Origin of the sequence: Streptomyces sp. NPDC008150, from assembly GCF_042956945.1 — a bacterium.
Lineage (GTDB): Bacteria > Actinomycetota > Actinomycetes > Streptomycetales > Streptomycetaceae > Streptomyces.
Genome location: NZ_JBIBHJ010000004.1, coordinates 140,060 through 157,702 on the forward strand (window position 1 = coordinate 140,060; position 17,643 = coordinate 157,702).

The 17,643-nt window shown below is 73.2% G+C and carries 12 protein-coding genes and 1 pseudogene; 3 read left to right on the forward strand and 10 right to left on the reverse strand.

The window, feature by feature from the left end; genetic code table 11:
- Nucleotides 1-33 precede the first annotated feature (33 nt).
- From ACFZA0_RS12365 to rsmI, 10 genes are all read right to left on the reverse strand, one after another.
- Nucleotides 34-744, reverse strand: coding sequence for a LuxR C-terminal-related transcriptional regulator (locus ACFZA0_RS12365; protein ID WP_391014654.1), 711 nt, complete (start codon nt 742-744; stop codon nt 34-36).
- Nucleotides 745-1,044: 300 nt separating this feature from the next.
- Entirely contained in the window at nt 1,045-2,928 is a 1,884-nt protein-coding gene (locus ACFZA0_RS12370; protein WP_391014655.1) for a PQQ-binding-like beta-propeller repeat protein, read from the reverse strand.
- Nucleotides 2,929-3,016: 88 nt separating this feature from the next.
- On the reverse strand, nt 3,017-4,948 hold the full coding sequence (locus tag ACFZA0_RS12375) for a PQQ-binding-like beta-propeller repeat protein (RefSeq protein WP_391014657.1): 1,932 nt from the start codon (nt 4,946-4,948) through the stop codon (nt 3,017-3,019).
- Nucleotides 4,949-5,186: 238 nt separating this feature from the next.
- Nucleotides 5,187-7,001, reverse strand: coding sequence for an ATP-binding cassette domain-containing protein (locus ACFZA0_RS12380; protein ID WP_391014659.1), 1,815 nt, complete (start codon nt 6,999-7,001; stop codon nt 5,187-5,189).
- A 145-nt stretch (nt 7,002-7,146) separates the two neighbouring features.
- Nucleotides 7,147-8,061: a 4-(cytidine 5'-diphospho)-2-C-methyl-D-erythritol kinase gene (locus ACFZA0_RS12385; RefSeq protein WP_391014661.1), complete on the reverse strand. Its 915-nt coding sequence runs from the start codon at nt 8,059-8,061 to the stop codon at nt 7,147-7,149.
- A complete protein-coding gene (gene rsmA / locus ACFZA0_RS12390; RefSeq protein WP_391014663.1) occupies nt 8,058-9,014 on the reverse strand; it encodes a 16S rRNA (adenine(1518)-N(6)/adenine(1519)-N(6))-dimethyltransferase RsmA in 957 nt (318 codons plus the stop codon). The genes ACFZA0_RS12385 and rsmA overlap by 4 nt, the downstream gene beginning before the upstream one ends.
- Nucleotides 9,015-9,071: 57 nt before the next feature.
- The gene (locus tag ACFZA0_RS12395) at nt 9,072-10,706 is read right to left on the reverse strand and encodes a ubiquitin-like domain-containing protein (RefSeq protein WP_391014665.1); all 1,635 of its coding nucleotides are present in this window, start codon (nt 10,704-10,706) and stop codon (nt 9,072-9,074) included.
- A gap of 145 nt (nt 10,707-10,851) precedes the next feature.
- Nucleotides 10,852-11,730, reverse strand: coding sequence for a TatD family hydrolase (locus ACFZA0_RS12400; protein ID WP_391014667.1), 879 nt, complete (start codon nt 11,728-11,730; stop codon nt 10,852-10,854).
- Between the two features lie 74 nt (nt 11,731-11,804).
- Nucleotides 11,805-12,239, reverse strand: coding sequence for a hypothetical protein (locus ACFZA0_RS12405; protein WP_391014669.1), 435 nt, complete (start codon nt 12,237-12,239; stop codon nt 11,805-11,807).
- A 313-nt stretch (nt 12,240-12,552) separates the two neighbouring features.
- Nucleotides 12,553-13,416 carry a 16S rRNA (cytidine(1402)-2'-O)-methyltransferase gene (gene rsmI / locus ACFZA0_RS12410; RefSeq protein ID WP_391014670.1) on the reverse strand — a complete coding sequence of 288 codons (864 nt, stop codon included), beginning with the start codon at nt 13,414-13,416 and terminating at the stop codon, nt 12,553-12,555.
- Nucleotides 13,417-13,663: 247 nt separating this feature from the next.
- On the opposite strand from rsmI, the gene ACFZA0_RS12415 reads away from it, so the two are divergent.
- From ACFZA0_RS12415 to ACFZA0_RS12425, 3 genes and pseudogenes are all read left to right on the forward strand, one after another.
- The gene (locus ACFZA0_RS12415) at nt 13,664-15,403 is read left to right on the forward strand and encodes a phospholipid carrier-dependent glycosyltransferase (RefSeq protein WP_391014672.1); all 1,740 of its coding nucleotides are present in this window, start codon (nt 13,664-13,666) and stop codon (nt 15,401-15,403) included.
- Nucleotides 15,404-15,857: 454 nt separating this feature from the next.
- Nucleotides 15,858-16,732, forward strand: a pseudogene (locus tag ACFZA0_RS12420) (ISAzo13 family transposase); the annotation flags it as partial.
- 282 nt (nt 16,733-17,014) lie between these two features.
- Nucleotides 17,015-17,608 carry an IS5 family transposase gene (locus ACFZA0_RS12425; RefSeq protein WP_391015341.1) on the forward strand — a complete coding sequence of 198 codons (594 nt, stop codon included), beginning with the start codon at nt 17,015-17,017 and terminating at the stop codon, nt 17,606-17,608.
- Nucleotides 17,609-17,643: the final 35 nt, after the last annotated feature.

The following is a 17,643-nucleotide window of genomic DNA, read 5'->3' on the forward strand; positions in this document are numbered from 1 at the left end:
CCGGCCCGTGTCCCCGGTACGGGGCCCGCGCGCTCAGCCCTCCGGCGCCGGCTCGTCGTGCGCCGCCGCCGCGTGTGCCACCGGGCCCGCGCGGTCCAGCAGTCCGGTGCGGGCGGCGAGGGCGGCGGCCTCCAGTCGGGAGCCGACGCCCAGCTTCATCAGCACCCGCTGCACGTGCGTGCGGGCGGTGCTCGGCGCGATGCCCATGCCGGCCGCGATGAGCCGCGTGTCTTCCCCGTCCGCGACCCTGACCAGCACCTCCGCCTCGCGCGGGGTGAGCATCTGGAGCAGCCGCTGCCCCTCGTCGTCGGGCTGCGCGACCGGGTTGAGCAGCTCGCCGAAGGCGCCCTGGAGCAACTGCGGCGCGACGGCCGCCTCGCCGGCCCGCGCCTTCATGATCGCCCGCTCGACGCCCTCTATCCGCTCGTCGTGCCGCACGTAGCCCGAGGCGCCGGACGCGAACGCCGCCGCGATGCCGCGCGGACTGGGCACCGGCCCGAGGACGAGGACCTGGACCTGCGGGCGCTCCCGCTTGATCCGTACCACCGGGTCGAAGATCCCCGGCTCGGCGGGCGTCGCGGTGCCCAGCAGGCACACCTCCGGGGCGCGGCTGATCACCAGTTCGGCGGCCCCCGCCGCGGGCGCGGCCGCGGCCAGCACCCGGTGTCCCCGCAGTTTCAGAGCCGAGGCCAGCGCCTCGGCGAGCAGTCGGTGGTCGTCGACCACCATCAGCCGCACTCCCATCGAGCGATCCCCCGTCCCCCTGGATGCCCATCCCGGCCCGGACGCCCGCCCCGGCCGGATGTCCACCGGTCGGGATGCCCACCGGTCCGGACGGACCCGGCCACGGCACCCCCCGCCCTTCGTGTTCCCCGGAAGCTACACGCTTGTTCGACGTTGCGCTCCCCCTACTGGCGAGAAGTGCCCCGGATCGCCGAATTTCGCGTACACACGGTTGCGGAGGAGTACGCGAACGGCCCCGCCCCAGTTCAGGGGCGGGGCCGGGGCGTTGCGGCCGTACCGGTCGATCGTGTTCGGGAGCGGTCAGGCGCCGGTACCGAAGGCGATCGCGAGGTATTCCTTCTGGTCCGCGGACGACGGCTTGTGGGCGAAAACGGCCGACATGTACAAGTGGCCCTGGGAGTAGAGGATTTCGGCATAGTCCGGAAGCATCGTCGACTCCGCGTCGTGGGACTCGCCGGTGGCCGGGTTCTCCAGCAGCTTCGTCTGCTTGAAGGTGCCGCCGTCGATGCTCACGATCTGGCCGCCCTTGTCGTAGGGCGGCTTCTTGTACGCGATCAGGTTGGCGCCGTCCATCCGCAGCGGGGTGATGGTGTACCCGTCCCCGGCGTCGGCGCGCTGGCCGGTCTCCTTGCCGGTGGCCAGGTCGAAGGCCACGACCTCGTTGGTCTGGCTGTACTTGGCCTTCCCGTCGTGCTCCTCGGTCGGCACGTACAGCCGGTCCTTGCCGACCGCGAGTCCGCTGCACTCCTCGATGCGCGTGATGCCGTCGCAGCGCGCCGCGTAGTCGTCGCCGGGCGCGGAGATGCGGGCGAGCAGCTTGCCCGTCGCGTTGTCGACGGAGAAGAAGTCGGAGATCCCGCTGCCGTCGCCGGCGCTGTCACCGACGTCGGCGGCCACCACCAGCGGGTCGGTCGACACCACGCTCGCGTACTCGATCCCTCCGGGCATCTGCCACTCGGAGATCACCTTGCCGCTCTTCGGGTCGATGGTCTGGATGTGCAGCACGCGCTGGTCGTACGGCCCGCACTTGCGCACCGCGACGAGCTTGGCGCCGCCGCCGTACCCGGCGTCGTAGCAGGTGTCCGCGGGCTTGGGGGCCCACAGCGCCTTGCCGGTCGTGAGGTCGAACGCGGCGCCGCCGCTGGTGGAGCCGACCGCGACCGTGCTCGCGCTGACGGTCACGTTGTCCAGGTTGACCACCTGGTCGCCGTTGGTGACGTTCTTCGTCCAGAGCTTCTTGCCGGCGTTCAGGTCGATCGCGGAGACCTCGGTGCAGCCGTGCGAGGGCTTCGCCTTGGTCGGCATCGCCGGTTCGTAGAGGATCGCGGTGAGGCCCGCGGAGCTGGCCTGCCTGCTGGCCTCGCACACCGGCCCCGGCAGCTTGACCGTCCACAGCTGGGCGCCCGAGTCGGGGTCCCTGCCGACGATCTCGGCGACGCCCGACTTCGCGTACACCTTGTCGGTGAGCCAGGAGCCGGAGACGGTCACGGTGTCGTCGTCGGACACCGCCGGCATCGGCACCGTGAACAGCGGCTTGGCCGCCGGGTCGGACGGCGCCTTCTCCGTGCCGCCGGACGCGGTGCCGCCGGTGCCGCCCTTGTCGTCGCCGGTGCTGCCGCCGCCGGTGGGTCCCGCCGAACTGACCTGCGGGGAGTCGTCCTTGCTCGACGAGTACCAGAGGCCGCCGCCGACGATCAGCGCGATGGCCACGACGGCCGCGACGACGATGTACATGCTGGTCCGCGAGCCGCCGCCCTTGCCGGGCCCGGCGGCGGGGTGCGCCAGGGACGGCTGGTTGTAGCCGTGGCCCGGCGGCTGCTGGCCGTACGGGTACTGCTGCCCGTACGGGTTCGGGTTCTGGCCCGGCGGCTGCCCGTACGGGTTCGGGGGCGGCGGCTGCTGGCCGTACGCGGGAGCGGCCGGCGGCTGCTGGCCGTAGCCCGGTGCCGCCGGGGGCTGCTGCGCGTACGGGTTCGGCTGCTGCGGCGCCTGCGGGTAGCCGTAGCCGGGCGGCTGCTGGGGCGGGCCGGACGGCGGCGCCGGGGCCTGCGGCGGCTGGGGCGCGGGCTGCTGCGGGGGCGGCGGGCCGAAGCCGCCGCCCGGGGCGGGCCGCGGGTCCTGGGGCGTGTCCGAACCGCCCTGCTGCGGGGGCTGGTTGGGGGGCGGCGGCGGGGGCTGGGTCATGACGTGCACCTCGTGGGGACGGGGAGGGAAGCGGCGGACGGACGGGGCGGACGGGCCGACGGGGCCGGGCGGGGCCCCTCGCGGCGGCTCACTTGCCGTAGACGATCATCAACTTCTCCTGCGCGGAGTCGTTTCCGGTCAGCCTGGTCGTGGAGAGGTAGAAACGGCCGCCCACCCAGGCGATGTCCCGCGAGTAGAACCCGCTCTCGATCTGGGCCGTGCCCTTCGGGTTCTGGAGCAGTTTCACCGGCGTGTGCGAGGTGCCCGTCGTCGGCACCGACACGATCCGGCCGCCCGCGTCGTAGGACGGCTCGACGTACGCGACGAGCTTCCCGTCCGCCGCCTGGAGCGGCATCATCGACTCGTCGGCGGGGGACTTCACCCGCCACTTCTCCTTGCCCGTGGACAGGCTGATCGCGACGACCTCGTTGGGTCCGGTCGTCGCGGACGTCGGCAGGTACAGGGTGTCCGCGTCGGCGGCGACGCCCTCGCAGCCCTGGAGGTCGCGTTCGAGGATCGCGAGCCCGCACTGCGGCGCGAACTTCTCGTCGACGCCGACCTCGGACCGGAAGGAGCCGTCGGCGTTGAACGTCGAGATGTTCCACGCCTTCTTGTCCTCGTTGGTCAGGTACACCACCAGCGGGTCGACCGAGTAGACGCGGGAGACCTGCCAGCCCTTGGTGACGGGCTGCGTCCACTTCGCGTGGCCGGTCCTCGGGTCGAACTGCTGTATCTCGTCGTGCTCGTTGGTGCCGCCCGCGTCGCAGGAGGCGACCTCGATCAGCCGCGAACCGCCCGCGAAGGCGGCCGGGAAGCACGCGCTGCCGTACTTCTTCTTGTCGAAGAGCTTCTTGCCGCTGTCGACGTCGAACGCGGTGCCCGACTGGGAGCGGCCCACCATCACCGTCCGGCCGCTGAGGGTCAGCTCGACCGAGATGGTGCTGTCGAACAGCGCCCCGTCGGCGACCTTGGCCGTCCAGCCCTTCTTGCCGGTGTCCAGGTCGATCTCCTGGAGCTGGTTGCACTTGGCGCGGTCGCTGGTGCCGCTCATGTACGCCACGACGATCTTGTCGTCCGACGTCTTCTGCGGGGTGGCCGCGCAGATCTTCTGCGGCAGGGTGATCGTGTCCCAGGCCGGCTTGCCGTCGGCGACGCCGAAGCCGAGGACCTGCTTGTACGCCGCCTTCACCGCGGTCTTGCCGGTGATCCACATGCCGGGGGCGTCGGCGCCCGAGGCCGGGGCGTCCGGGGCGCCCTCGTACCAGAGGACCTTCGCCTCGCCCGCCTGGCGGCCGTCGTTGAGGTCGTCCGGGTCGTCGCCGCCGTTGCCGCTGCCGTCGCCGGGGTCGACCGACGCGTCGCCCGACGGCGACGCGGAGGCCTTGGCGTCGTCGCTGCTGCCGGCCACCGGCTTCTTCTCGGCGCCGCCGCCGTCACCGCTCGTGACGGCGAACGCGATGCCGCCGACGACGAGGAGCGCCGCCACCGCCGCCCCGATGATCACCGCGGGGCGCCCCTTGAAGGGGTTGCGGGAACCACCGGACGGCGTGCCGTTGCCACCGGGCCCGAACGGGCCGCCGGGGTACGCCTGTTGCTGCGGGTAGCCGTAACCGGCCTGCGGCGGCTGCCCGTACGGGCCCGGCTGCTGCGGCTGCCCGTAGGGGCCGGGCTGTTGGGGCTGCCCGTACGGCCCCGGCTGCTGCGCCGGCTGCCCGTAGGGGCCCGGCTGCTGGGGCTGCCCGTACGGGCCGGGAGCGGGCTGCTGCGGCTGTCCGTACGGGCCGGACTGCGGCTGCTGCGGCGGCTGTTGGGGGTACCCGTACGGTCCGGGCTGCTGCTGCGGGTAGCCGTACGGTCCCGGCTGCGGGGCGCCCGGCGGCGGTCCCTGCGGTGGCGCGGAGGGCGGTGGGGGCGGCGCGCCGTGGCCCGAACCCGGTGCCGAACCCGGCCTCGGTTCGGGCGAGTTGTCCTCTGGTGCGCCGAATCCGCCCTGCGGCGGCGTGCTGGGCGGCTGAGACATCAGCGCGCTCCCCCCGTTGTCACTGTTTTCTCGCCATGTCCCTGAGGTACGGACGGAGCCGGAGCCGGTCTCGGACAGTTCTCAGGCGGCTCTTTCTATCACCCGCCCGCACATGTGCACGGGCCCGTTCCGCCCCTGTGCCCAAGGGAGAACCGGCCCGTGATGCCGTCGTTACGCGCCTTCACGCCCCCTTCACGCGACGTACGCCGGGCCCCCGCGCGCCCGTCGCCCGGTTCGCTCAGGCGTCCTCGGCGAGTTCCAGCCAGCGCATTTCCAGCTCCTCGCGCTCGTCCGTCAACCCGCGCAGCTCCGCGTCGAGTTCGGCGACCTTCGCGAAGTCCGTCGCGTTGTCGGCGATCCGGGCGTGCAGCTTGGCCTCCTTGTCGGAGACGCGGTCCAACTGCCGCTCGATCTTCTGGAGTTCCTTCTTCGCGGCCCGCTGGTCGGCGGCGCTGCGCTCGGGCACGGCGGTGGCGGCGGCGGCCACCGGTGCCGGGGCGGCGGCCGCGGCCTGCTGCTCCATGCGCTCGCGCCGCTCCAGGTACTCGTCGATGCCGCGCGGCAGCATCCGCAGGGTGGCGTCGCCGAGCAGCGCGTACACGTTGTCCGTGGTGCGCTCGACGAAGAACCGGTCGTGGGAGATCACGATCATCGACCCCGGCCAGCCGTCGAGGAGGTCCTCCAGCTGCGTCAGCGTCTCGATGTCGAGGTCGTTGGTGGGCTCGTCGAGGAAGAGCACGTTGGGTTCGTCCATCAGCAGCCGCAGCAGCTGGAGCCGGCGGCGCTCACCGCCCGACAGGTCCCCGACGGGCGTCCACTGCTTCTCCTTGGAGAACCCGAACGTCTCGCAGAGCTGCCCGGCGGTCATCTCGCGCCCCTTGCCGAGGTCGACGCGCTCGCGCACCGCCTGCACGGCCTCCAGCACCCTGAGCGCCGGGTCGAGTTCGGCGACCTCCTGGGAGAGGTAGGCGAGCTTGACCGTGCGGCCGACCTTGATCCGGCCGGCGGCCGGCTGCTCGTCGCCGTCGGTGCGGGCGGCCTCGCGCATGGCGCGCAGCAGCGACGTCTTGCCGGCGCCGTTCACCCCGACCAGACCGACCCGGTCGCCCGGACCGAGCTGCCAGGTCACGTGCTTGAGCAGCGTCTTCGGACCGGCCTGGACGGTCACGTCCTCCAGCTCGAACACGGTCTTGCCGAGCCGCGACGACGCGAACTTCATCAGCTCGGAACGGTCGCGCGGCGGCGGCACGTCCGCGATCAGCTCGTTGGCCGCCTCCACGCGGAACCGCGGCTTGGACGTCCGGGCGGGCGCACCGCGCCGCAGCCAGGCCAGCTCCTTGCGCACCAGGTTCTGCCGCTTCGTCTCCTCGGTCGCGGCGATGCGCTCGCGCTCGGCGCGGGCGAAGACGTAGTCGGAGTAGCCGCCCTCGTACTCGTAGACGTCGCCGCGCTGCACGTCCCACATGCGGGTGCAGACCTGGTCGAGGAACCACCGGTCGTGGGTGACGCAGACGAGCGCCGAGCGGCGTGTGCGCAGGTGCCGGGCGAGCCAGGAGATGCCCTCGACGTCGAGGTGGTTGGTGGGCTCGTCGAGGACGAGCAGGTCCTGCTCCTCGATGAGCAGCTTCGCGAGCGCGATGCGGCGGCGTTCGCCGCCGGACAGCGGCGCGATCACGGTGTCGAGGCCCTGCGGGAAGCCCGGCAGGTCGAGCCCGCCGAACAGGCCGGTCAGCACGTCCCTGATCCGGGCGTTGCCCGCCCACTCGTGGTCGGCGAGGTCACCGATCACCTCGTGCCGGACCGTCGCGGCCGGGTCGAGCGAGTCGTGCTGGGTGAGCACCCCGAGCCGCAGACCGCCGGAGTGGGTGACCCGCCCGGTGTCGGCGTCCTCCAGCTTGGCGAGCATCCGGATCAGGGTGGTCTTGCCGTCGCCGTTGCGTCCCACCACGCCGATCCGGTCCCCCTCGGACACCCCGAGCGAGACACCGTCCAGCAGCGCACGGGTTCCGTACACCTTGCTGACGTTCTCGACATTGACCAGATTGACGGCCATTACTCTCCTGCTGCCCGGGGGATGGATCGGCCTTCCAGGGTAGTCGGCGCGGGCGCCCCGCCCGGCGGGCGGAGGGGGCGGCCGGCGCGGGGCGGTCCGGCCCCGCGGTCCGGCCCCGCGGCCCGGCCCCGTGCGGGCGCGTTCCTCAGGCGTGGTGGGTGACGGTGGCGCCCCGGGCCGGGGCCGAGGTGGTGCGAGTCGTGCGGCAGGTGGCCGAGGCGGCCAGGGCCCCGGCGACACGGGACGCCGCGTCGGGGTCGCTCACCAGGAACGCCGTCGTCGGGCCCGAGCCCGAGACCAGCGCGGCCAGCGCGCCCGCCCGCAGGCCCGCGTCGAGCGTGGCCGCCAGCTCCGGGTACAGGGAGAGCGCCGCGGGCTGGAGGTCGTTGGAGTGCGGGAGGGCCGCCGCGAGCGCGTCCGTGTCGCCCTTCGCCAGCGCGGCGAGCAGGTCCTCGGACGCCACCGGCGCGGGCACGTCCGTGCCCGCCGTGAGCCGGTCGAACTCGCGGAACACCGCCGGTGTCGACAGTCCCCGGTCCGCCATCGCGAACACCCAGTGGAAGGCGCCGCCGACCGGCAGCACCGTGAGCCGCTCGCCGCGACCGGTGCCGAGGGCCGCCCCGCCGACCAGGCTGAACGGCACGTCGCTGCCCAACTCGGCGCAGATTTCGAGGAGTTCGTCGCGGGAGGCGCCCGTGCCCCACAGCGCGTCGCAGGCCAGCAGCGCGCCCGCGCCGTCCGCGCTGCCGCCCGCCATGCCCCCGGCGACCGGGATGTCCTTGACGATGTGCAGGTGGACGTCCGGCTCGATCCCGTACCGCGCGGCGAGCGCGAGCGCGGCGCGCGCCGCCAGGTTCGTCCGGTCCAGGGGGACCAGCGCCGCGTCGGGGCCCTCGCAGGTGACGCGCAGTTCGGCGGCCGGGGTCGCGGTGACCTCGTCGTACAGGCCGACCGCGAGGAAGACGTTGGCCAGGTCGTGGAAGCCGTCGGCGCGGGCGGCGCCCACGGCGAGCTGCACGTTGACCTTGGCGGGGACCCGCACGGTCACGCTCGCGCTCACCGCTGCCCCCGCTCGCCCTCGGCGGCGGTGCGCACGGCCGGGCGCTGGTGGGCGCCGCGGAGGTCGTTCCGCGGGGCGTCCGCGGGCCGGTGCTCGGCGATGCGCGCGAACTCCTCGACCGTCAGCGCCTCCCCGCGCGCCTGCGGGGAGACCCCGGCCGCGACGAGGGCGGTCTCGGCCGCCGCGGCGGAACCGGCCCACCCGGCGAGCGCCGCCCGCAGCGTCTTGCGGCGCTGCGCGAACGCCGCGTCGACCACCGCGAAGACGTCCTCCTTCGCCGCCGCCGTCGGCACGGGCTCGGCGCGGCGCACCAGCGCGACCAGTCCGCTGTCGACGTTCGGCGCGGGCCAGAAGACCTTGCGGCCGATGGCACCCGCCCGCTTCACGTCGGCGTACCAGTTCGCCTTGACGCTCGGCACCCCGTACACCTTCGAGCCCGGTTCGGCGGCCAGCCGGTCGGCGACCTCCGACTGGACCATCACCAGGGTGCGTTCGATCGTCGGGAAGGTGTCGAGCATGTGCAGCAGCACCGGCACGGCGACGTTGTACGGAAGGTTCGCGACGAGCGCGGTCGGCGGCGGGCCGGGCAGCTCGCGCACCTGCATCGCGTCGGAGTTGACCAGCGCGAACCGCTCGGCCCGCCCCGGCATCCGCGCGGCGATCGTCGCCGGCAGCGCCGCGGCCAGCACGTCGTCGATCTCGACCGCCGTGACCCGGTCGGCCACTTCGAGCAGCGCCAGGGTCAGCGAGCCGAGCCCCGGGCCGACCTCGACGACGACGTCGTCCGGGCGGACCTCCGCGGTGCGGACGATGCGGCGGACCGTGTTCGCGTCGATCACGAAGTTCTGGCCGCGCTGCTTGGTGGGGCGGACACCGAGGACGGCCGCGAGTTCACGGATGTCGGCGGCGCCCAGCAGGGCTTCGGAGGAGGTTTCGGGGGTGGGGCTGCTCACGGCCCCAAGAGTACGGGGCCCCGCGCACCCCTCCGCGCAGTCGCGGCCCCGGGTGGGTCAGCGCAGCCGCGCCCCGCAGTGCGGCCAGGGGCTGGGCCCGCGCCGTACGTACAGCTTCTTCGCGCGGAACGTCTGCTCCGCCGCCGGGGCGTCCTGCGGGCGGCCCGAGCCGCCGAGGCCCTGCCAGGTGCGGGTGTCGAACTGGTAGAGGCCGCCGTACGTGCCCGACGGGTCCACCGCGTCCGGGCGGCCGCCCGACTCGCAGGCGGCCAGGCCCTGCCAGTTCAGGCCGTCGGCGCCGCCCACCGACGTCGGCATCGGCCTGGTGCCGACCTTCACCACCCGCGCGCGCGGCTCGCGCACCACCTCGGCCCGCACGCGGTGGGGCCGCTGCCGCACCCCGTTGACGGAGCGCAGCGTGTACGTGATCCGGCGCAGCCCCGGCCGCCCCGGCTCCTCGACCGACTCGGTCCCCCGGAAGATGGTGGGGTCCTCGACGCGCCGCACCGCGAAGGGGATCTGCTCCTCGCGGACCTCCTGGGTCCCGGTGATCCGCAGCACGGTGACGGTCTGCCCGTCGCGCGGGAAGCTGCCGGCGGCGACCGACGTCGTGTCCTCCCCGCGCAGGGTGATCCCGGCCTCCTCGATCGCCTCGCCGACGGTCGCCGCGTTGGTGCGGACGGTCCGGGCGCGGCCGTCCGCCATGATCGTCACGGCCCGCTCGGTGCGCACGTCGAGCGCGAGCCCGGCGCGGCCGATCGGCTGGGAGCGCGACGCCGACAGGTACGCGCCCTCCGCACGCACCCCCAGCTGCCGGAGCGCCCCCTCCACGGTGTGGGCCGTGGTCCACACCTCGCGCGGGTGCCCGTCGATGGTGAGCCGGACGGGACGCCCGTAGTGGACGGCGACCTCGTCCCCGCCGGCCAGCTCGGTGCCGGGGGCGGGCGCCACCACGTCGTGGGCTCCGACGCGCACGCCCTCCTCGGCGAGCAGTTCGGTCACGTCGTCGGCGAAGGTGTGCAGGGTGCGCGGCCTGCCGTCGACGCTGAGCTCGATCGCCTTGTCCTGCGCGACGAACGCGGTGGTCCCGCCGGCGAGGAACGCCACGACCAGCGCCTGCGGCAGCAGCCGTCGCATGCTCAGGTCGGCGCGCTCGGCGGGCCGCGCCCTGCGCCGGCGTGCGGCGCGCCCCCGCGCGGCGTCGTCCGCGAGCGGTGCGCCCGCCTCCCCGGCCCGCGCGTCCCCCGCCTGGCGCGGCAGCACCGGGCCGGGGTCGCCGGGGGTGCCGGGGGTCTCGTAGGCCGGCCGGTACGTGTCCGCGTACGGCGGCTCGCCGGCGCCGGGGGCACCGGGATCCGCGGCGGCCGGGACGCCGGGCACCCCGGGCGCGCCGAAGGCGTAGGGGGCGCCCGCGGCGGCGTGGGCGCCGTAGGGCAGCGTCTGCGCGCCGTGCAGGCCCGCGTACGCACCGGCGCCGTGGTCGGCGTACGTCTCGGTGTACGCGCCGTCGCCCGCGCCCGGCAGGCCGGGGTCGAGGGCGTGGCCGGGGTCGGCCGCACGCGGGTCCGCGGCGCGCGGGTCCTGCCCGTGCGCGCCGAGGACGCCGCCGTACGCCGCGGGGCCGGGCTCCGGGCCCGCGCCCTGCCCGTGGGGCGCGTACGTCTCGTACGTCTCGAACTGGGAGTTGCTCACGCCGACACGCTCCAGGGAGCCAGAGGGGTCCGGATCGGGCCCCCAGAACCTAGCGGAGCCGCCGTGACTCTCCAAAGCGACGCGACCACGGAGGGTCACGCCGCGGACCTCCGCCGGTGCGCGCGGGCCTCCGGGGCGGGCCGGGTCAGTAGTCGAAGGCGCGGGCGGTGTTCGCCGAGAGGGCCTCCGCCAGTGCGTCCTCGTGGATGCCGCGCACCGCGGCCATGGCGCGCACCGTGACCGGAACGAGATACGGGGCGTTGGGCCGTCCGCGGTACGGCGCGGGCGTCAGGAAGGGCGCGTCCGTCTCGACCAGGACGAGTTCCAGCGGGGCGACGGCGAGCGCGTCGCGCAGGTTCTGCGCGTTCTTGAACGTGACGGTGCCGGCGAACGACATGAAGTAGCCCTTGCGCGCGCAGATCCGGGCCATCTCGGCGTCGCCGGAGTAGCAGTGGAAGACGGTGCGCTCGGGGGCGCCCTCCTCCTCCAGCACGCGCAGCACGTCCTCGTGCGCGTCCCGGTCGTGGATGACCAGGGCCTTGCCGTGCCGCTTGGCGATCTCGACGTGGGCGCGGAAGGACCGCTCCTGCGCCGCCCTGCCCTCGGGGCCGGTGCGGAAGTGGTCGAGTCCGGTCTCGCCGACGCCGCGCACCTGCGGGAGTCCGGCGAGGCGGTCGATCTCGGCGAGCGCGTCGTCGAGCGCCCCGTGGCCGCCGGGCACCCGGGCGCCCTGCCGGGACCATCCGTCGGGGTCCCCGAGGACGATCCGGGGCGCCTCGTTGGGGTGCAGCGCGACGGCGGCGTGCACGTTCTCGTGCGCCGCCGCCGTCTCGGCCGCCCATTGCGAGCCCTTGAGGTCGCAGCCGACCTGGACGACCGTCGTCACGCCCACCGCCGCGGCCTTCGCGAGGCCCTCCTCGACCGTTCCGGACTGCATGTCGAGGTGGGTGTGGGAGTCGGCGACCGGCACCCGGAGGGGCTCCGGGAGCGGCGGTGCCGTGGTCTTGTCGGCGTTCGAAGGCATGCCCCGATCCTACGAAAGGGCGTGCCCGCCCCGGCCGGCCCCGGTCCTGCCCGCCGGGGCCGGCGGCAACGGGGTCAGCTCGCCCGGCGCTGGAAGGGGTGGAGGAGGTCGGACAGGTGCCAGGGCTGGCGCTCGCGGCGCACGTCGGCGAGGACGGTCGTGGTCGCCCCGCCGTCGGCCGGGGCGTCCTCGGCGGCCGGGGCGTCCGGCACGCTCCGGGTCTGCTGCCGGTGCAGGTGGTGCTGCACGGACGACACCTGGCCGGCCCGCATGATGCGGACGACGTGACCGTCGCAGTTCTGGCACGCGGGGCGGCTCAGCGGCGACGGCACGACCCGGCCGTCCGCGACGTACACGACGAACTGGTCGCCGCCGGCGTCCGTGTGGTGCTCGATCTCGTACGACTGCTCCCAGCCGTGCCCGCACCGCATGCAGGCGAAGGAATAGGACTCGTTGACGACGGCGTCCGCCGCGCCGCGGATGCCGGTCTGCCCTGCGATCTCACTCATTCCAGCTCCAGTTGTCCGCTGGACAAGCACCCCCTGCGGGGGGATTCCCCCCGGAATCCCGTGCGTCCCGACGGAGGTGCGGGACGGGTGCGTCCCTGTCTCCAGTGGACGCCTCCGCCGACCGGAAAGCAGCAGGCCTGTCGTCTGTTGGAGCCGATTTGGACTTTCCTTGCCAAACCGGCCCCGGAGGGGCCCCGGCGCTTTGCGTTCGGGGACGGCCCTTTGCCCCCGCATGGGGCGTGCGCTCAGCGGAGGAGCGCCCTGCTCAGCCGGGGCGCCGGGCCGCGCCGGACCGGTCCCCGCCGCGCCCCGCTCAGCCGCCGGCCCCGCCCTTCTCCGCGTTCTTCGCGGCGACCACCGCGTCGAAGACGTCCCGCTTGGGCAGCCCCGCGTCGGCGGCGACCGCGGCGATCGCCTCCTTGCGCCGCTCGCCGGCCTCCTCGCGCACGCGGACCCGGCGCACCAGTTCCGCCGCGTCCAGTTCCTCGGCGCCCTTGTCGGGGGCGCCCTCGACGACGACGGTGATCTCCCCGCGCACGCCCTCGGCCGCCCACGCGGCCAGCTCGCCGAGGCCGCCGCGCTTGACCTCCTCGTACGTCTTGGTCAGCTCGCGGCAGACGGCGGCCCTGCGCTCCGCGCCGAAGACCTCGGCCATCGCGGCGAGGGTGTCGTCGAGGCGGTGCGGGGCCTCGAAGAAGACCAGGGTGCGGCGCTCGTCGGCGGCGTCCCGCAGCCGGGTCAGCCGCTCGCCCGCCTTGCGCGGCAGGAACCCCTCGAAGCAGAACCGGTCGACGGGCAGCCCGGACAGCGCCAGCGCGGTGAGCACGGCCGACGGGCCGGGGACGGCGGTGACCCGGATGTCCCGCTCGACGGCCGCGGCGACGAGCCGGTAGCCGGGGTCGGACACGGACGGCATCCCCGCGTCGGTGACGAGCAGCACGCGCGCGCCGCCGAGCAGTTCGTCGACGAGTTCGGGGGTACGGGCCGACTCGTTGCCCTCGAAGTAGGAGACGACCCGTCCGGTGGTCTGCACGCCGAGCGCCTGGGTGAGGCGGCGCAGCCGCCGGGTGTCCTCGGCGGCGACCACGTCGGCGGCGGCCAGTTCCCCGGCGAGCCGGGGAGGCGCGTCCGCGACGTCGCCGATGGGGGTTCCGGCCAGTACAAGGGTTCCAGTCACACCGCCCATCCTCGCAGGGCCCGGCGCGCCGGACCGCATCCGCCCGAACCGTGCCCGACCGGGGCGGACCCGCCCGAACCGCGCCCCCCGCCGCGCCGCGCCGCGGGCCGCCGCGCAACCGCCACGACGCCCCGCGGGGGCACGCGCGGGCCCGCGGCGGCCCGCGGAGGGGGTCAGGTACCGGACGCTTCGGGACGGGTCGGGCCATGCACGGGACTCACACAGAAGGGTTCCCTACGATGGCGCGGTGACGAGTACCGCGTCCTCGACGGACACCCGGCAGGACCAGGCCATGCGGGAGCAGCGGCCGACGTGGCAGCAGCGGCTGCGCCGTTTCGGATACACGGCGCGCCCGCACACCGACGTCCGCGACCGGCTGGTGCCGCCGTACGCGAAGCCGGGCCCCCGCCTGTGGGCGTCGCTGGGGCTGCCGCCGGTCCTCGTGGACCGCCTCACGCGCTGGTCGGGCTGGGGCGGGCCGCTGCTCGTGACGCTGATGGCGGGCGTGATGCGGTTCTGGAACCTGGGCAGCCCGAAGGCGGTGATATTCGACGAGACGTACTACGCGAAGGACGCGTGGGGGCTCGTCCACCGCGGCTTCGAGGTCAACTGGGACAAGAACGCCAACGACCTGATCCTCCAGTCCGGCGGCCACGTCGCCGTCCCGACGGACGCCTCGTACGTGGTGCACCCGCCGGTGGGCAAGTACGTCATCGGGCTCGGCGAACTCGTCTTCGGCTTCGACCCGTTCGGCTGGCGCTTCATGACGGCGCTGCTCGGCACGCTGTCCGTGCTGATGCTGTGCCGCATCGGCCGCCGCCTGTTCCGCTCGACGTTCCTGGGCTGCCTGGCGGGCGGCCTGATGGCCGTGGACGGCCTCGCGTTCGTGATGAGCCGCACCTCGCTGCTCGACGGCGTGCTGATGTTCTTCGTCCTCGGCGCGTTCGGCTGCCTGCTGATCGACCGCGACAGAGCGCGCGCGAGACTCGCGGCGGCACTGCCCGCCGACGAGGACGGCCGGGTGCGCCCCGACGCGCACACCGCCGACACCCTCCGGCTCGGACTGCGCCCCTGGCGCTGGGCGGCCGGCGTCATGCTGGGCCTCGCGATCGGCACCAAGTGGAACGGCCTGTACGTCATGGCCGCGTTCTGCGTGATGACGCTGCTGTGGGACGTCGGCGCCCGCAAGGTCGCCGGCGCGCGCCGGCCGTACCGGACGGTGCTGGTCCGCGACACGGGGCTCACGTTCGTCGCGGTGGTGCCGGTGGCGATCGCCGTGTACCTGGTGTCGTGGATCGGCTGGATCGTCTCCCCGACCGACGGCACCGGCGGCTACTTCCGCAACTGGGCGGCCACCGACGGCAAGGGCGGCAACTGGACCTGGCTGCCGGACTGGCTGCGCAGCCTGTGGCACTACGAGCACGAGGTCTACGAGTTCCACGTCGGCCTCACCTCGCCGCACACCTACCAGTCCAACCCGTGGAGCTGGCTGGTCGACGGCCGCCCCGTCTCGTACTTCTACGAGTCGCCCTCCCCCGGCACGGACGGCTGCCCCGTCGACGCGGGCCAGAAGTGCGCGCGCGAGGTCCTGGCGCTCGGCACCCCGCTGCTGTGGTGGGCGGCCTGCTTCGCGCTGCTGTACGTGCTGTGGCGCTGGGCGTTCCGCCGCGACTGGCGCGCGGGCGCGATCGCGTGCGGCGTCGCGGCCGGCTACCTGCCCTGGTTCATGTACCAGGAGCGCACGATCTTCTACTTCTACGCGGTCGTCTTCGTGCCGTTCCTGTGCCTGGCGGTGGCGATGATGATCGGCGCGATCGTCGGCCCACCGGGCGCGAGCGACACCCGCCGCGTCGCGGGCTCGGTCGGCGCGGGCGTCCTGGTCCTGCTGATCGCCTGGAACTTCATCTACTTCTGGCCGCTGTACACGGGCACGGCGATCCCCCTCGACTCGTGGAGATCCAGGATGTGGCTGGACACCTGGGTGTAGCTACGAAGACTCACCAGGAAGGCGCGGCAGACAGCCGCGCCCTCCTGGTCGTTATTGGTCACTGATGGTCCCTGCCGGCCGCCCTCGGACGGCCCGGCGACGGCCCGTTTGCGACACCACGGCGGACTTGGAGTCAGCCCATAGTCCGCACAGAGCGGTACGCCCGACCTGCCCCAAGGGCAGTCCCGAGCGCTCCGCGAGGGTTCCCGGGCACGAATCGTCCATATTGCTATCTTCTCCAGGCGTTCAAGGGGCCTTCTGCAGGAGCGATCAGTCATGCGCTCCGCGCGCTACCCATCTAAGGGCTCGCAGAGAATCAACGTGTTGCTTCGCGTGATGCGGCTCGTTGGTCTGGTATAGGCGTCTCGGATGAAGTTCGTGGTCAACTCGCTGTGACGTTCGGGGTGCTGTTGCCGCATCTGGACGAGCGGCAGCGGCGACTGCTGATGGGTGCCGAGGCCGGCACCACTACCCGGCCGCCACCCGTCTGGCGGTCACTGCGGACGCAGGCGGTTCCAACGGCTACCGCACCCGCGCTTGGAAGACCGACCTCGCAGTCCTGGCCACCGAGACGGTTCTGGACATCACGGTCTGCCACATGCCGCCCGGCACCTCGAAGTGGAACAAGATCGAGCATCGACTGTTCTCCCACATCTCCATGAAATGGGCGAGGCCGTCCGCTGACCAGCCACGACGTCATTGTGAACAGCATCGCGGCGACCACCCGCAACGGGCTGACCGTCCATGCCGAACTCGACCCGGGCACCTACGACATCGGCATCAAGGTCACCGACAGCGACATCGACATCGACGCCCTGCCTATACACCGGCACGGCTTCCGCGGCGACTGGAACTACACCCTCCATCCACGACCTCGCGACACCGCCCGCGCAGCCCAGAACCTGCGGCTGGCAGGCGGCCCCTCCCCGCAGCCCTGCACATGGCGTCTGCGAGACCCGGCGCTGACCGGCATGCCCGAACCGGAACTGGACAAACTCATCGACCACCTCGCCTCGAAAGTCGACGAGTTACGCGAGCAGAAACGGCTCCAGCAACGAGCAGGCGAGCGCGTCCGAGCTCGCGGCGCCGGGGCGAAGGACAAGCTCACCGCCACCGACAGAGTCCTGGCGACCGTGCTCTATCTACGCAAACTCGGACTCTTCGGAGTCAACGGCAGCAACTCTGACCAAAGCCGTTCACCAAAACCAGCCCCTCCTGGCCGAGCACGGCTACACTATTCCACCCTCGACAGCCAGGTTCCGCGCACCGGCTGACGTCACCACGTTCCTCGCGAACAGCAGCACCGCAGAGATCAAATCAGCATGTTGATTCTCTGCGAGCCCTTACAGCGGCTAACACAATGAGGGGGGTCGGTGCTGCTGGCCGTTTCTGTGCCGGGAGTTGAGCATTCAGTTGGGCATGGGGACGTCGCCGTGGATCGTGCCGGATGAACTGTGGGATCGCCTGGAGCCGCTCCTGCCGCAGCGACTCAGGAGGTTCAGGTATCCGGGCGGAAGCCGCTGCCGGACCGGAAAGTGCCGTCCGGGGTCCAGTGGGAACACCTCCCGCAGGAGTTGGAGTTCGGGTCGGGGATGACGTGCTGGCGGGCGGCTGCGTGACTGGAACGAGGCCGGCGTGTGGCAGCGCCTTCACGAAGTGCTTCTGGCCGAACTGAACGCGGCGGCACGCCTCGACTGGTCGAGGTGCGTGGTCGACTCCTCGCACGTCAGGGCACTAAAGGGGGGTCCACACCGGCCCGTCACCGGTCGACCGGGGCCGGCCGGGATCGAAACACCACGTGATATCGGACGGGCATGGCACCCCGCTCGCCGTCTTGTTGACAGCGGCAACCGCAACGACGTCACCCAGCTGATGCCCCTGCTCAACGCGGTGCCGCCCGTGCGCGGCAGGGTCGGACATCCGCGCCGCAGGTTCGACTCGCTGTTCGCCGATCGCGGTTACGACCACGACATCTACCGCGACCAGGTCCGCGCCCGCGGCATCGTTCCCGCCATCGCCCGGCGCGGAACTCTCCGCGGCACCGGCCTCGGCATCTACCGATGGGTGGTCGAACGGACCATCGCCTGGCTCCACGGCTACCGTCGGCTGCGCATCCGCTGGGAGAGACGAGCCGATATCCACGAAGCGTTCCTCAAACTCGCTTGCTGCCTGATCACCCACCGACAACTCAAGTCATTGCGTTAGCCCTTGTAAGCCCCCAGGCAGCACATGCGCTGTAA

Excerpts from the sequence above, each read along its gene's own strand:
- ACFZA0_RS12365 (WP_391014654.1), bottom strand. The coding sequence starts at position 744 with ATGGGAGTGCGGCTGATGGTGGTCGACGACCACCGACTGCTCGCCGAG.
- ACFZA0_RS12370 (WP_391014655.1), bottom strand. The coding sequence starts at position 2,928 with ATGACCCAGCCCCCGCCGCCGCCCCCCAACCAGCCCCCGCAGCAGGGC.
- ACFZA0_RS12375 (WP_391014657.1), bottom strand. The coding sequence starts at position 4,948 with ATGTCTCAGCCGCCCAGCACGCCGCCGCAGGGCGGATTCGGCGCACCA.
- ACFZA0_RS12380 (WP_391014659.1), bottom strand. The coding sequence starts at position 7,001 with ATGGCCGTCAATCTGGTCAATGTCGAGAACGTCAGCAAGGTGTACGGA.
- ACFZA0_RS12400 (WP_391014667.1), bottom strand. The coding sequence starts at position 11,730 with ATGCCTTCGAACGCCGACAAGACCACGGCACCGCCGCTCCCGGAGCCC.
- ACFZA0_RS12405 (WP_391014669.1), bottom strand. The coding sequence starts at position 12,239 with ATGAGTGAGATCGCAGGGCAGACCGGCATCCGCGGCGCGGCGGACGCC.